This is a genomic window from Paraburkholderia sp. SOS3 (genome assembly GCF_001922345.1).
Taxonomy (GTDB): domain Bacteria; phylum Pseudomonadota; class Gammaproteobacteria; order Burkholderiales; family Burkholderiaceae; genus Paraburkholderia.
Genome location: NZ_CP018811.1, coordinates 1,438,277 through 1,453,739 on the forward strand (window position 1 = coordinate 1,438,277; position 15,463 = coordinate 1,453,739).

The 15,463-nt window shown below is 62.1% G+C and carries 12 protein-coding genes; 3 read left to right on the forward strand and 9 right to left on the reverse strand.

All coding sequences use genetic code 11. The annotated features are described in order from the left end of the window. Window positions 1–15 precede the first annotated feature (15 nt). From BTO02_RS06615 to BTO02_RS06635, 4 genes are all read right to left on the reverse strand, one after another. Complete coding sequence (locus BTO02_RS06615; protein ID WP_232243473.1) at window positions 16–717, reverse strand: hypothetical protein; 702 nt, start codon at window positions 715–717, stop codon at window positions 16–18. A 1,021-nt stretch (window positions 718–1,738) separates the two neighbouring features. After that, window positions 1,739–2,992, reverse strand: coding sequence for an RNA polymerase sigma factor (locus BTO02_RS06625; protein WP_075156369.1), 1,254 nt, complete (start codon window positions 2,990–2,992; stop codon window positions 1,739–1,741). Further along, entirely contained in the window at window positions 2,989–3,357 is a 369-nt protein-coding gene (locus tag BTO02_RS06630; RefSeq protein ID WP_075156370.1) for a YciI family protein, read from the reverse strand. Before BTO02_RS06630 ends, BTO02_RS06625 begins: the two co-directional genes overlap by 4 nt. Window positions 3,358–3,590: 233 nt before the next feature. Then, window positions 3,591–4,517: a LysR family transcriptional regulator gene (locus tag BTO02_RS06635; RefSeq protein ID WP_075158650.1), complete on the reverse strand. Its 927-nt coding sequence runs from the start codon at window positions 4,515–4,517 to the stop codon at window positions 3,591–3,593. A gap of 127 nt (window positions 4,518–4,644) precedes the next feature. Here BTO02_RS06635 and BTO02_RS06640 point away from each other — a divergent pair, with 127 nt between their 5' ends. After that, entirely contained in the window at window positions 4,645–5,589 is a 945-nt protein-coding gene (locus tag BTO02_RS06640; protein ID WP_075156371.1) for a DMT family transporter, read from the forward strand. A gap of 69 nt (window positions 5,590–5,658) precedes the next feature. On the opposite strand, the gene BTO02_RS06645 is transcribed toward BTO02_RS06640, so the two are convergent. Further along, entirely contained in the window at window positions 5,659–7,026 is a 1,368-nt protein-coding gene (locus tag BTO02_RS06645) for a hypothetical protein (protein ID WP_156883767.1), read from the reverse strand. 7 nt (window positions 7,027–7,033) lie between these two features. On the opposite strand from BTO02_RS06645, the gene BTO02_RS34165 reads away from it, so the two are divergent. Continuing rightward, window positions 7,034–7,354, forward strand: coding sequence for a hypothetical protein (locus BTO02_RS34165; protein ID WP_156883768.1), 321 nt, complete (start codon window positions 7,034–7,036; stop codon window positions 7,352–7,354). A gap of 171 nt (window positions 7,355–7,525) precedes the next feature. Here BTO02_RS34165 and BTO02_RS06650 read toward each other — a convergent pair whose 3' ends face one another. From BTO02_RS06650 to aldA, 4 genes are all read right to left on the reverse strand, one after another. Then, window positions 7,526–8,488 carry a GlxA family transcriptional regulator gene (locus BTO02_RS06650; RefSeq protein WP_075156373.1) on the reverse strand — a complete coding sequence of 321 codons (963 nt, stop codon included), beginning with the start codon at window positions 8,486–8,488 and terminating at the stop codon, window positions 7,526–7,528. Between the two features lie 254 nt (window positions 8,489–8,742). After that, a complete protein-coding gene (locus BTO02_RS06655; RefSeq protein WP_075156374.1) occupies window positions 8,743–10,293 on the reverse strand; it encodes an MDR family MFS transporter in 1,551 nt (516 codons plus the stop codon). A gap of 234 nt (window positions 10,294–10,527) precedes the next feature. Further along, window positions 10,528–12,915, reverse strand: coding sequence for a phosphoketolase family protein (locus BTO02_RS06660; RefSeq protein WP_075156375.1), 2,388 nt, complete (start codon window positions 12,913–12,915; stop codon window positions 10,528–10,530). Between the two features lie 245 nt (window positions 12,916–13,160). Then, on the reverse strand, window positions 13,161–14,606 hold the full coding sequence (aldA, locus tag BTO02_RS06665) for an aldehyde dehydrogenase (RefSeq protein ID WP_075156376.1): 1,446 nt from the start codon (window positions 14,604–14,606) through the stop codon (window positions 13,161–13,163). A gap of 354 nt (window positions 14,607–14,960) precedes the next feature. Here aldA and BTO02_RS06670 point away from each other — a divergent pair, with 354 nt between their 5' ends. Continuing rightward, window positions 14,961–15,365 carry a heme-binding protein gene (locus BTO02_RS06670; RefSeq protein WP_075156377.1) on the forward strand — a complete coding sequence of 135 codons (405 nt, stop codon included), beginning with the start codon at window positions 14,961–14,963 and terminating at the stop codon, window positions 15,363–15,365. Window positions 15,366–15,463 lie beyond the last annotated feature (98 nt).

A 15,463-nucleotide genomic window follows, 5' to 3' on the forward strand; every position in this document is an offset into this window, starting at 1 on the left:
CGGGTGTGGTATTCGTCACGTCTGCGCAACGCGATAGAAGTGATCGAAGACGTCGAGCGACGCTTCGACCGACAGCGGCTGCAACGGAAAGCATCGTTCGATGTGGACGATGCTTTGTTGCGTCTTGAGCCGCTTCTCGAAAGCATCCACCGAGAATTGCTTGATACCACCGCGGTGATCGATAAATTGCCCCCATAACGGCATGTTGCGGAATCTGTTTGCCGCGACTGTTGCGGTTGCCGGATAAGCAGGGGGAAAGAGCCTGCGATACGCCCGCAGGTTATACAGCCAGGATACGCCCGCTATCCATATGTTGGCGCCCGCCGCGCATTTCATATGTGAGACGAGCTCGCGAAGCTCGGCCAACCTGCTCGACCGGCACGAATCGGCGAGCGGCGAACTGCCATCCCGGTGGACGTGGTGAAAATGCAGGCGCACTTTTTGTTCGGTCTCGCTTGCATAGGAGAAGCAGCCGAATGTGGCGATCACGGACGGCGGTGCGCTCACGTCGTGTTGTCGCATATAAAAGCGATAGGTCCAATCGCTGAGATCGGCACGGCGGTGTATTCCGTCGAGGTATGACTGCCAGATTGGGTGGTGTTCGGCGAAGCAGCGATCGCCGGTAAAGCGCACATAGAGATTCGTATAGTCGAGCAGCGCCTGTCGAATCGGCATGCGGGTCAACTCGACCATCCTCGCGGCAAAGCGGAGCTGCACGTCGAAGAATTCTTTCGGATACGCGAATGGCTGCGTTTGCATTGCTTATCGGGTCGTTTTTGTTAAAGCAGACGCAATGAGTTTAATCGGAGTTACACGCGATGTCCTCCGCGAGTTTGGTTGCCTCCGTCATCAATTTCTCTTGTGCGCCGGCGTCGATTCAACCGTAGCGCGTCTCAACTATGCGTGCTGGGTTTGCTTGCTAACTTTCAGAGTTTACTCATTGCGCGAGCCCAGTCATTTCGATGAGCATTGTGACTCCTGTACGCAACGGCGCACCGATGCGAGGCTGATGGAAACAATGGCCGGGTGCTTTGAGTTTCTCGACGGAGAGAATCGGGACATGTCGGAATCGAGGCAGAGAGCGAGATATTGCAGCGAATACGGCGTCACGATCTCACATCGATGATCGAGAGGGAAAATGGCGAAAACATAATTGTTAGGCGAGAGCCGCACTCGTGGGCGGATTGCCATCGACCACCGCGTAATATGCAGTGCCCCCGGCCTTTTCGCGACGCTCGGTCGTTCTTTTGGTCGTCAATCGTTTCTATCTGGCACTAGCGGAACCCGCGTTCTTCATGTCTAGCTCAAGGAGGCGTACGTATCGGAGCCCTGCATACATCCCCGATGAGCCTGTCGTCCGTCATATTCTCGTTGTTTCCGGGGGATTAAATGAGACGCGTCATATGGTCGGCAGTTTTTTTAGCTGCAGGCTTGTTTGCATCATGGCAGTCTGCGTTGCTGGGTGCCTGGATTGCCGGCGTGCTGGCTTGGCCTGTCATTCATCCACGGGGGTGCTGGGATATCGAGCATTGTCGTGTGACGCTTTGGGGTTACGCGCTGATTTTATTGAGCCTGTTTGGTCCGACTCTCCTATGGGCCTATGTCGGTTTTCAGCAGGGCCGACAGCGGAGCGGGCGAAAGTTCGTCTTGACACTCGTCACGTTGTCGATAACGACTGTGATGCTCTATCTCTTTCTTTACGCTCTCGTTTGAGCAACGCAAATCCACCCCATCACACTCACAGCCCCGACCGCTTGCGTTGCAAGAACCGCCGCACCGCCGGATCGCTCGCGAGGCCGACCGCGAGATCGTATGCGGTCAATGCCTCGGCCTTAGCGCCGGCGCGCGCGAGCAGATCGGCGCGCGCGGCCCAGTAAGGCTGATAGTCGGCGAGGCGCGGATCGTCCGCGTACGGCGCGAGCGCGTCGAGCGCCGCCTGCGGGCTGTCCCGTTCCGCCACGGCGAGCGCGCGGTTCACGGCGACCACTGGCGAGGCCGTCATGGCGAGCAACGCATCGTAGAGCTGCACGATCTCATCCCAGTTCGCGCAATGCGTCCGGCAGCGATGGATATGCGCGGACTGCAGCGCGGCCTCGAGCTGAAAGCGTCCGATGGCGTGGAAGGTGCTCGCGCGGAATAGCAGCGCGTCGGCCGCGTCGATCATCGCTGCGTTCCATGTTGCCGGATTCTGGGCCGATAGCGGCACGTAGTCGCCGGCCGCGTCGCGCCGCGCGTTACGCCGCGCCTGTGCGTACAACATCAGCGCGAAGAGGCCTAACGCTTCCGGCTCCTCGGGTAGCAACTCCGCGAGCATGTCCGCCAGAAACAACGCCTCGCCGGCAAGATCGCGCCGCTCGGTGTCGACGCCGGTAGGGTCGGTCCAACCTTCGGTGTACGCTGCGTAGACAGCTTCGAGCACGGCCGCGAGCCGGCCGGGCAACTCCTCGCGCTCGGGCACGCTGAACGGGATGCCCGCTTCGCGAATCTTGTTTTTTGCGCGCACGAGGCGCTTGCTCATCGCGGCAGGCGAGGTCAGGAACGCGGAGGCGATCGTCTTCGCGTCGAGGCCCAGCACCACCTGCAGCATCAGCGGCGTGCGAATCGCGGCCTCGAGCGCCGGATGCGTGCACGCGAACAGCAGGGCAAGCCGGCGGTCGGGCAAGGCGCCTGCTTCGTGCTCGTCGATCTCGTCGGCGAGAACCGCGAGCTGGTTCGCCACGTCGTCGCCGACGCGGCGATGCCGTGCGCCGTCGATCGCGCGGCGGCGCGCCACCGTCATCAGCCACGCTTCGGGATTCGCGGGGCAGCCGCGCTCGGGCCAGTCGGCGAGCGCGGCGGCAAAGGCATCGGCCAGCGCATCTTCGGCTGCGGCCACGTCGCGCGTGCGCATCGCCACCAGCGCGACGAGCTTGCCGTAACTGCGGCGCGCGACGGCTTCGGCAATCGCATGCGCGGCGCCACTCGCATCGCGGTCGCGGCCGGCTGGACTCATGCGGAGCGCGCATCCTTCGGCGCAGTCCACACCGGGCGGACTTCCATCGTGCCGTGCGCCGCGCCAGGACAGCGCGACGCCCACGCGATCGCCGCGTCGAGGTTGGGCACGTCGATCAGGTAGTAGCCGGCGAGCTGCTCCTTGGTATCGGAAAACGGTCCGTCAAGCACCTGCGGCCTGGCATCGACGAGCCGCACCGTGGTGGCCGTGTTCGTGTGCTGCAGCCGGTTGGCGCCGACCAGCGCCTGCGCTTTCTGCAACGCTTCGGTGTACGCCTGATAGGCCGCGACGCCTTGCTGCCGCTCGCTGTCGGTCATCTGGTTCCAGCGGTTTTCTTCCGAATAGATCAGCAACAGGTATTGCATATGAGCCTCCGTTTTGGGGTTGAGGCGGTGCTTGCGCTTGCCGCAAACCGGCCGCCATCTCAGTGACGCGCGGGCCGCATGCGGATGGACAGGCGGCGTTGAAAAAATCGCGCGCCGCGCGACGGCCTGTGGAAGAGGCCGAGGCAGGAGCACAGGCGTGTGTGGACTATATGCAATCGAGCCGTATAGCGCGAGGCACGGTTCGGAGGTGAATGGCGCAGGCGGGGGGCCGGTCATTCGCCGCCGGCGTCGTGCAGGTGCGCGGCCAGGTGATCGATCAGCGCCCGCACCTTCGCGGGCAGAAAGCGGTTGGGCGGATAGAGCAGCCAGACCGGCCCCATGTACGGGCGCGCCTCGAACTCCCAGTCGGCGAGAACCTGGACGAGGTCGCCGTGCCGTAGCGCATTCGCCGCGGCGAAGTCGGGCAAGCTCGCAATGCCCAGATCCTGCAGCGCGGCATCGAGACGGGCGCCCGCATGATTGGCGATATAGCGGCCCCGCACGTCGAGCGACTGGGTTTCCGTGCCGCGCCGGAAATGCCATCGATTGTCGTCGACCGTTTCGCCAAGATACAGGCATTCGTGACGCGCGAGATCGCGCGGCTCGGCCGGCGTGCCGTGCGCGTCGAGATAAGCCGGCGACGCGCAGAGCAGCCATTTCACCGAGCCCAGTCGCCGGGCGGCAAGGCCCAGGGGAGGCGAGCGCGTCAGCCGGATCACGATATCGACGTCGTCGCGCAACGGATCGATCTCGCGGTCGGCGAACACCAGCTGGACATCGACATCGGGCCAGCTGCGCAGAAATTCCGGGATCAACGGATGGATCACGACGCGCGCAAAGGCAATCGGCGCGCTGACGCTGACCTTGCCGCGCGGTTCGCCGACCGCTTGTCCGGCGATATCGACCGCACCCGACGCCGCGCCGACCATGTCGCGGCAATGCCGGTAGATCTGCGCGCCCGAATCCGTGACGCGCACGCTGCGCGTCGAGCGCTCGAGCAAGCGCGTGCCAAGCGCTTCTTCGAGGCGTTTGATCTGCCGGCTGACCGTGGAGGGCGTGGTGCCCAGTTCGCGCGCGGCCACCGAGAAGTTGCCCGCATCGACGACGCGCGCAAACGTCGCCATGTCCGGCAGCAGCGCAAAAAGCTCAGTGGGGTTCATGGTCGTGCTCGCTCGATCGGGCCATTTGTGCGTCCGCGGCATAAAAGTTATTCTGCGCGCCATGATTATAGTTTCGGATGCAATAGTCGACAATTTGGCCCATTCGAATTGACATCGAAGGTTTGCCATGTCGACGCAAAAACGCCTGCTCTGGATATCCGACCTGATGCTGCTGGCGGTCGCAATGGTTTGGGGCACGAGCTATGGAGTCGCGAAAGTCGCGCTCGCGTTCTATCCCGTGTTAGGGCTGCTCGCGCTGCGCTTCGGTCTGACGTTTGTCGCGCTGTTGCCGGCATTGCGTTCGCTGCGGCACGTCAACGCGTCGGCGCTAGCCGGTGCGATCGGCACGGGTGGGCTGCTGCTAAGCGTCCTGCTTGCCGAGACCTTCGGTATCTCGCTGACACGCGCGTCGAACGCAGCATTCCTGATCAGTCTGTGCGTCGTGCTCACACCGCTCGTCGAATGGGCGCTGCTGCGCAGAAAGCCGTCGAGCGTCGAGTGGGTGGCCGTCGTATTGTCGTTGGCGGGCGCTGTCCTCGTCAGTGGCGGCGTGTTCATTCCGACCGCGGGCGATGCGCTGATTCTTCTGGCGGCGCTGCTTCGCGCCCTGACGGTCTGCGTGACGAGGCGTGTGATGCGCGAATCGACGCTCGCTCCGCTGTCGGTAACGGCGGTTCAGGCCGGCACCGTTGCGCTCGGCAGTCTGATCGCGGCGTTCACGTCCGGGTTCGTACCCGCGTCGCAGCAGTGGCGTGCGCTGCCGTCGCTAGCCGGGCATGGCACGTTCTGGACGAGCGTCGTGTACCTCGTGCTTGCATGCACGCTGTTCGCATTCTTCGCGCAAAATTTCGCCGTCAAGCGCAGCAGCCCGACGCGCGTGGCGCTATTGATGGGCAGCGAACCGGCGTTCGGCGCGTTATTCGCCTACGCGTGGCTCGGCGAGCAACTGTCGGTTTGGGGATGGGTCGGCGGCGGGCTGATGGTGTTGGCTTCCTTGCTCGCGACGGCGCCGTGGCAAAGGAGCGCTAACGCGTCGGTCGAGATGCGTAGCGCGGTCTCAAGCGACGCTTGAGCCGCACCCGTTGTCCGCGGTGTTACTCCGCGCGGGAAAAATCGACATCAGCCCGCAAACAGCGCCGTTTCAGGCGCCAGGCACGATTGTCACACCGCGCAGAACCTGACCGAACGGCGCTGTCTGCATCACGCTGAATCCGGATGCGGAGGTGGCCGTCGCGCCGCTCACGTTGACGGTGATCTTGACCAGCTGGTTCGAGTCCGCGCCCGAATCGAAGTTGGCGCCGAGGCTATCACCGGCCGTCGACGTCGTTCCGAAGATCGTGAACGAGCCGTCCGGGTTGGTTTCGCCCGTGATGCTGCGAAGTCCGTCCGGTGTGGTGGTGTAGCTTGCTCCGGCGGTTCCGAACAGGCCCAGACTATCCGTCACCGCGTAGGCGACCCCGAGGTTGAGACCCGCCGTCAAATGCGCCAGCGGCGTCCAGGTGCCGTTCTGATTCTGGTACACCCACAGACCGCCGCTGCCCGATGTCTGATCGCCGGCCGTGCCGTCGCCCTCATCGGAGACGAACATGATCGACGGGTTCGACGCCGGAATCCAGACGCTGAAAGGGAACACCACGCCGGTGATCGTGGCGGGCGGTGTACTGGCCGCCAATGCAGTCGGAAAGCCGGGAACGATCGTGATCGCGGCGTTCTGCGGCAACTGGCCGCCATTGGCCAGCGCACCGGTCGCGCCCACTTGATAAACGGTATTGACGCCGTTACTGCCGCTTCCCTTCGTGATGTACATCGTCCCGTCCGGACCGACGAAGAGGCCACGGAAATTGTCGTCCTTGCCGGTCTTGTCCGCGGGCTGGCCGATACGGGTCACCGAAAAGCCGAACTGGTCGCCCGTGGAATTGCCGCCGGTAATGGTGCCCATGGTCGCCAGCGAACAGGCCGTTCCTGCGGGCGCGACGCTATAGCTGCCGCCGTTGCTCGATTGAAACGCGCCGATGACCTGTGTAAACGGACATGTGCTGCCCGGCGCAATGCTTTGCACGCCGGTATCCGTTGTCAGCATATCGAGCTGTGCGGTGGTCGGCTTGGGGTTTTTGCCCGAATCGCCCGCGTTGCCGACCAGGTAGAGCATGCCGTTGGCGAGAACGGCCGCGCGGCCGTTATCTCCGCTGAAAGCATTGGTATTGGTAAACGACATGCTGTTATCGGCGAAATTCAACTGGGCGACCGTGCGGAAAGTCGGCGTTGAAATATCGTTGTTGGTTGGATCGATGACACCGGGCGTATTGCTATTGGAAATATCGAGCTGGTCGATCGGACTGTTGTAAGCGACCAGCGTCAGGGATTTGTGATCGAGAGAAACATTCAATGCCAGTTCGGACTTCGACGAAAAGCTCGTCGCGAAACGGGTCTGGTTCTTTGCGGCCATCGATGTGATGTCGGTCGTTTGCGCGGGGCGGGTTGCACCCGGCGTCCACTGATCGAGCAGCACCTCGGACGTGACGCCGAAGTTCGCATCGTTAGCGACGTTGGTGAATACATTCGGGAAGGTGCCGGGTGTGACGGCGGCGATGGGCGCGGAATTGGCGGTTTCGGGCGTTGCGTTGAAAGGCAATGTGCCGCTCACGACATTCGCCGGATCGTACGTCGAGCGCGAGACCAGCAGATTACCTGGGGTGAAGTTGCTGACGGGACCGGGCGAAGTACTGCCGGTGCTCGGTGGCGGCGAAGTGGGGTCGTCGCCCCCGCAGCCGGCCAGCGTGCAAACCACAACTGCGATAGGGAGTAACCTGAATGTCGCTTTCATTGTCGTTTATTGAGTTAAACGAAGGTTAATGAAATGAATGCAGTGAATACACTGCCGATATAGCGCGACACAAGCTACGAACTATCGGTGTCAATCCGGTGAATGAAGAATTACGAATATTAAGAAAAAAGATTTGGGCGCCGCGGATTTCGCTAAGGGCTTATCGATCTGCCCGACGGTATCCCTACAGCATTCCTGCACGCAGCTCTTTTACGCCATGCCCGAGCTTGCGACGCAGCAACGTCCGTAAGGTTGCCGAGTCGGCGTAGCCCACTTCGCTTGCGATGGTCTCGAGGTTGCAACCTGCCGAAACGAGATGGCGCGCGCGCTCGATCCGCAGATCCTGGAAGAACTCCAAAGGCGTCTTGCCCAATACCGCTTCGGTACGGCGTTGCAAGGTACGCGAATGAACCGCTAGCGCGCTCGCTGCACCCGCGAGCGAAAAGCCGTTGGACAGATTGTCTCGCGCCCATCGTTCGAACTTCGAAATAAGCGGATCGGCGTGCGCGAGGTAGTCGGGAATGATGTAGGGCGCCTGGGACGAGCGTTTGTCGATCAGCAGGAAGCGTGCGACGATGCCGGCCAGTTCCGGCGTCACGCGACGAACCAGCCAAAGCGCGAGATCGAGGTGCCCCATCGCGGCGCCTGCGGTCACGACACCGCGCGATTCGACCACCATGCGCGAATCGTCGAGCCTGACCGCCGGATGGCGCTGTCTGAAGAAGGGGGCGAGCGACCACGTCGTGGTGGCTTCCCGGTCGTTCAGAATGCCCGCTTCCGCGAGTACGAACGTGCCGGTGCAGGCTGCTGCGATAGGAATCCCTGCGGCGTGCCAATTCTGTAAATGCGCGAGCGCGTTACGTATGTCTTTGCGCACCAGCGTTTGAGTCAGACGTTCAGGGGTTTTTGCGTTCAAGGCAGGCACGACCACCCAGTCCGGACGATGAACGGCGCTCAACGGCTCGACCGCAACCGAAAGACCCAGGGCAGTGCGTACGCGCCGGCGCGTGCCGACCAGCTTTATCTCGAACGGCGCGACATCGATGCCTTGCGCGGCCGCCAGTTCGTTCGCGGTGGCAAACGTGTCGAGCAGCACGGTCAGGCCGGTGTCGAATACTCCATCGAGTACGAAAAGGACCAGTTTCATGCTTTATTTGAAGTGTCGCAAATATTGCTATTGATGTCATTTGTGACTATAGGGCGTGGCCCTCGCCACGTCCAGACTGCGAAGCAATCCGGGTGTCGATATGCGTCCCGGAGCCCGGCATTCGATGGAGCCTGCGCCGATGAGATCCTCTGCCGCCACCATTCTTGACACCATTGGCAATACATCGTCGTTGCCGTTGCGTCATGTCGTGCCGCTTTGGCATGACTGCATTGCCGACGAACTCGAAGCGGTTTTTACCGACGAAGCGAGGGCGATGGTATTTCGCCTCGCTGCCGAGGAAGGGCATCGACCTGCTCGCGTGACGCGACATCCGTCTCTTCCTTCGTGCGCGCGTTTTTCGACTCGTTGGCGACCGGAATGAGCCATGAGCTCAGCACCGCGAGCAACGCGACCACGAAGACGCCCCAGAAGCTCCAGTACAGCGCATGGAATAAAACCAGGCGAACGTCCTGCTGACCTGTCAGTTGAGCGAGTCCGGTGGGCGCGTTGAGAAGCTGACGAAGCTTGATGGCCAGCCTGCCGGTGCCGTAATGCGCGATGCCCGCATTGAGAATGGCGCCGAGCGCGGCGGCGCCGAGCGTATTGCCGAGACTGCGCGAAAAGATGATCGATGCGGTCGCGCTCCCGCGCATCGACCACTCCACGCTTTCCTGCACGAGCATGATGCCGGTGATGCTGACGAGCCCCATTCCGAAGCCCATCAGGAATGACGCCGCAGCGGCGACGGCAGGATGACTGTGCGGCGTCAGAAACAGCAGGATGACGGCGCCGAGCGGGAAAACAAGACTACCTGTGCGCACACTGCGGCGGATGCCGAAGGTTTTGAACAGGCGGCTCGAGAGCATAACGGCAAGCGGCCAGCCGACCACCAGCGCCGTCAACGTCGTACCTGCAACGATCGGCGAAAAACCAAGCACGCCTTGCACATAGATCGGCAGAATCGTTGTCAAGCCGATCAACGCCATGCCGGCAAGCAGCGTAGCGATATTGCTCGTCGCGATCAGGCGGCGCGTCCAGAGTTCGATCGAAATAATGGGCGAAGCGATTCGCCGTTCCTGAACGATGAAGAGCGCTCCGGTCACGGCGAACATGCAGGCCAGTCCGGCGCGCACGGGGCCTGAGGCTTCCGTTTCCGCGAGAAGCGTGAGCAGCGAGACGATGGCGGCCGAAAACAGCACGGCGCCCTCATAGTCGATCCTGACGCGGCGACGTTCAGTCTGCTCGCGCAGAAACAGCAGGAAACCCACGATTGCCAGCACGCCGAACGGCAAATTGATCCAGAAGATCCATGCCCACGAAAGCCGGCCGATGATGATGCCGCCGGCGAGCGGCCCAATGACAGCCGAAACCGCCCAGACAACGGCAATCATTCCTTGTGCGCGACCCCGTTCGTCGAGCGCGTAAAGGTCGCCGATCACCGTCATTGCCACAGGATAAATTGCGCCGGCGCCCAAACCCTGCAGCAGGCGGAAAGCGATCAGCGATGACATTGAAGAGGCAAAGCCGCATAGCAACGAGCCGGCGAGAAAAACCGCGATGCCGGTCATCAGCACCGGCTTGCGGCCGAACATGTCGGACAGCTTGCCATAGATGGGCGTGGTCGCCGATTGCGCGAGCAGAAACGATGAAAACACCCAGCTGTAATACGAGAAGCCACCGAGTTCACCGGCCACACGCGGCATGGCCGTGGCGACGATCGTCGCCTCGATCGAAACCATGAAAGTCGCCAGCATGATCGTGCCGAGAATCAGCGAGCGATGAAAGTCCGAGATGGATTTGTGCATGACCACACATCAAAGCAGTACTCAGTGTCCTTTATACATGCATATGCACTCACGCGAAAGTTAAATATGCGGCGCGCAGGGAGCGGTGTGGTGTGCGATGCGATGATTATCGGTTACACGGTTTCGAACACAGTGGCCGCGGTCGCGGGTCGGTTCGTTGCCCGTACAGATGAGCCACGGGTAGGCGCGGTTATTGCGGCCGCCGAACCCTTGCATTCGACGCGATCGTTCGCCTCACCCTTTCCAGCGCCAGTCGCGAATCTCTTCGCGATCGATGCCTTCGGTGTGTGCATAGTTCAGATGCTCGATCTGCTGGTCGCGCAACCGTTCCTTCGCGTGATCGCCGATTCCGCGCAGGCGCGGCACACGGTCGATCGCATCGATCGCGAGCGTGAAGCGGTCGATGCCGTTGATCATCGCGAGTTCGAGCGGCGTATTGATGTTGCCTTTCTCGGCATAGCCGTGCACGTGAATATTCTCGTGATTCGTGCGCTTGTAGGTGAGCTTGTGCACGAGCGACGCATACGAATGGAAGTTGAAGATCACGGGCTTGTCCGTTGTGAACAGCGAATCGAAATCGCGTGACGACAGGCCATGCGGATGGTCGGTATCGGGCATCAATCGGAACAGGTCGACCACGTTCACGAAGCGGATCTTCAGGTCCGCAAACCAGCCTTTCAGGATCTCGACGGCCGCGAGCGCTTCCATTGTCGCGATGTCGCCCGCGCACGCGATCACGACATCGGGTTCGGAACCCTGATCGGTCGATGCCCACGGCCAGATGCCGATGCCCTTCGTGCAGTGTGCGATCGCCGTGTTCATATCGAGGTACTGCAAATGCGGCTGCTTGTCCGCGACGATCACGTTCACGTAATCGCGCGAGCGCAGGCAGTGATCGGCTACGCTGAGCAGGCAGTTCGCATCGGGCGGCAGATAAATGCGCACGACATCGGGGCTCTTGTTCGTCACGACATCGAGAAAGCCCGGGTCCTGGTGCGTGAAGCCGTTATGGTCCTGGCGCCAGACAAGCGACGTGATCAGCAGGTTCAGCGCCGGCACCGGTTGGCGCCAGCGCAACTCGCGCTTGGCTTTTTCGAGCCACTTCGCGTGCTGGTTGAACATCGAGTCGATCACATGCACGAATGCTTCGTAGGTCGCGAAGAGCCCATGTCGGCCCGTCAGCGTGTAGCCTTCGAGCCAGCCCTCAAGCGTGTGTTCGCTCAGCATTTCCATCACGCGGCCATCGACGGCCAGGTCGCCGCCGTCCGCATCGCTGTCCTTGAGTTCGGCCAACCAGGTCTTCTTCGATACTTCGTAAATCGCGGTGAGCTTGTTGCTTGCGGTTTCGTCGGGGCCGAACACGCGGAAGTTCGTCATGTTCCGGCGCATCACGTCGCGCAGGAATTTACCGAGCACGTCGGTGGTCGGCACATAGTCGCTGGCGGGCTTTTTCACCGGTACCGCGTATTCCTGAAACGGCGGCAGATCGAGTGCCTTGCATAGCGCGCCGCCGTTTGCGTGCGGGTTCGCGCTGATGCGGCGTTCCCCGGCCGGGGCGAGCGCGCGCAAGTCCTCGACGAGGCGTCCCGCTTCGTCGAAGAGCGTTTCGGGCTCATAGCTCTTGAGCCACGCTTCGACCGCGCGCAGGCTTTCGCGATTGGTTGCCGGGTCGGCGATCGGCACCTGGTGCGCGCGCCACGATCCCTCCACCTGGTGGCCGCCGAGTTCGCGCGGACCGGTCCAGCCCTTCGGCGTGCGCAGCACGATCATCGGCCAGCGCGGCCGGTTGCGGATGCCTTGCGTGCGTGCGGCGTGTTGAATCGTGTGAATTTCGTCGAGACAGCGGTCGAGCGTTGCGGCCATCTTCTGATGCATTGCGGTCGGATCGTCGCCTTCGACGAAATAGGGCTTGTAACCGTAGCCCGTCATCAGCGCTTCGAGTTCTTCGTGCGGAATGCGCGCGAGGATCGTCGGGTTGGCGATCTTGTAGCCGTTCAGATGCAGCACAGGCAGCACCGCGCCGTCTCGCACCGGGTTCAAAAACTTGTTCGAATGCCACGATGTGGCGAGCGGCCCGGTTTCCGCTTCGCCGTCGCCGACCGCGACGGTCACGATGAGGTCCGGGTTGTCGAACGCTGCGCCGTACGCATGCGAAATGCTGTAGCCGAGTTCGCCGCCTTCGTGAATCGAGCCCGGCGTTTCGGGCGTGCAATGCGATCCGATGCCGCCCGGAAACGAAAACAGCCGGAAGAACTGCTCCATGCCTTCCTCGGTTTCGCTGCGGTCGGGATAGATTTCCGAATAGCGGCCTTCGAGGTAACTATTCGCAAGCGTTGCCGGTGCGCCATGCCCCGGGCCCGAAATATAGATCATGTTCAGGTCGCGTTGTCTGATCGCACGATTCAGATGCACGAGCAGAAAGCTTTGCCCCGGATCGGACCCCCAGTGGCCGAGCAGGCGCCGCTTGATATGAGCGGCTTCGAGCGGCTTGCGCAACAGCGGATTCGCGCGCAGGTAAATCATGCCGGCGGACAGATAATTGCAGGCCCGCCAGTAGCGGTCCATGTTGCTTAATTCTTCGGACTGCAGCGGGGAGGGGGCGAGAGGTGCGTCGTCGGCCATGGCGTATGCCTCCGTGTGCGGTGCATCGCGACGCGGGCACGCGCGGCAATGCGTCGCGGATGACGTCAGGCAGCGCCGCCGCAAGACACGCGACGCTGGGCGAGTTACTAATCATAGGATGTGCTTCGCGAATTTTCGACCGCATCGCGCAGCCGTTTCATGATCTGAAGCAGACAGCCGCACATGCCCGGCGGTCTGCTTCAGCGCGAAGCAAACACGGTGAAGCGCGAGATGAACGTCACACGTTATGCGTTCAGATAGATCGTCTTCGTGCGCACATACGCTTCGAGACCGTACTTGCCGTCTTCGCCGCCAAGGCCGCTATCGCCGTAGCCGTGATGGAAGCCTTGCGGTGCTTCGCCGTTCGTGCGGTTCACATAGATTTCGCCGAAATTCAGTTCGGCCGCCGTGCGCATCAGCACGCCGATATCTTTCGTAAACAGATACGCCGAGAGGCCGAAGTTCGAATCGTTCGCGAATTCGAGCGCTTCGTCGAAGTTCTTTATTTTGAGCACGGAAACGACGGGACCGAACACTTCGGAACGCACGATATCCATCTGATGCGTGACGCCCGTCAGCAGCGTCGGCTGATAGAAGTAGCCATGGTCGTACAGGCCGCCCGTGAGCCGTGTGCCGCCGATATGGACCTTCGCGCCTTGCTGCACGGCTTTCGCGACCATTGCGTCGACCTTTTCGACTTCGACCTTGCTGACCTTCGGGCCCATGTCGGTCGTTTCGTCGTCGGGGTCGCCGACTTTCATCGCCTTGATCTTTTTCGTGACGAGTTCGAGGAAGCGGTCGTAGACGGCTTCGTGCACGTAGGTGCGTTCGTTCGCGGTGCACACCTGGCCCGCGTTCAGGAAGCGCGCCTCGACGGCGGCCGTGGCCGCGAGTTCGAGGTCCGCATCGGCGAGCACGATGAACGGCGCCTTGCCGCCCAGTTCCAGCCGGACTTCTTTCAGCGTAGGCGCGGCGGCGGCCATGATCTGCTTGCCGGCGCGCGTGCTGCCCGTCATCGTGATCAGCTTGATGGCCGGGTGCGTGACGAGCCGTTCGCCGGTGCGGATGCCGCCGCTCACGATATTCACGACGCCGGGCGGAATGCCCGCTTCGGCAATCAGCTTGCCGATTTCAAGCGAGGTCACGGGCGTCAATTCGTGCGGCTTCAGCACGATCGTATTGCCGGCCGCAATAGCGGGCGCGACCTTGCGCGCAAGCAGGGCGGCCGGGAAATTCCATGCGGTAATGCCGCCGATTACGCCGTGCGGCAGCTTTTCGATCAGGATTCTTTCGCCGGGACGGCTGCCGGGTACGATATCGCCTTCGATGCGGCGCGCGTTTTCCGCGGCGAAACGGTTCAGCTGAATGGCAAAATCGATTTCACCGCGCGCTTCGCGGATCGGTTTGCCGACTTCTTTCGTGAGCAGACGCGCGAGGCGCTCGCGGTCGCGCTGCATCAGTTCATTGAGGCGCAGCAGGCAATCGGCGCGCTCGAGCGCCGTGCGGCGGCTCCATGCGGGAAACGCGGCCTGTGCGGCCTCGACTGCGCGATCGACGTCGGCATCGGTTGCATCGATGACGGTGGCGATCGTCTCGCCGGTCGCGGGACTGCGAATCGTCAGGCGCTCGGCGCCCTTCGATTGCATCCAGTCGCCGTTGATGAAAAGCGAATACTGTTGGGTCGTACTCATGCGTGGTCACCTATGGCTGAGGGGTTGCCGCTCTGATCGCGAAGCGGGCTGCGTCGCGCGCGGCGTCGATCCGATGCGTGCACATCGAATGCTCACGATAGACCGGCATGGGCCGCATTCGTTGCCTTAAATTCACGCAACAATCGCAACGAGCGGCGTTATCCGGTGCAGGCCGCACGCTGTCGCGCGGCTTTCGATCGTGTGCCCGATACACAGAACGCATTTCAAAGTGGTACTCTCGGCCCCGAACCCGCGTTCCGCGCAACACTTCGGATGCCGGGGCGGCTGCGATTGATCGGGAACAGCCGTTGCCTGTGGTAAATAGTGCAAATCTATAATCGAAAGGAAAATCGAATGTTGAGCAAGCCCACGCTTTCCATCGCCGAAACGACGCGCATTCTTGACGCAGCCCGGGCCGAGGCAGACAAGAACAAATGGGCCGTCACGATTGCGGTTGCCGACGACGGAGGCCATCTCCTCGGGCTCCTGCGCCTCGACGGCTGCGCGCCGATCGGTGCCTATATCGCGACTGAAAAGGCCCGTACCGCGGCACTCGGGCGCCGCGAATCGAAACAGTACGAGGACATGATCAACGGCGGCCGCACCGCGTTTCTGTCCGCGCCGCTCGCCGGCGCGCTCGAAGGCGGCGTGCCGATCGTGGTCGACGGCCAGGTGGTCGGCGCGGTCGGCGTGTCCGGCGTGAAGGCACCCGAAGACGCGCAGGTCGCCCGTGCCGGCGCGCAAAGCGTCGCCGGCTGACGGATCACGCGCCCAGCCCGCGCGCCCGTCGGCAAGCAGTAGCTAGCGGTACCAGGTGGTACCAAGCCGAAGTAAGCGGTATCAAGCGGTATCAAGCG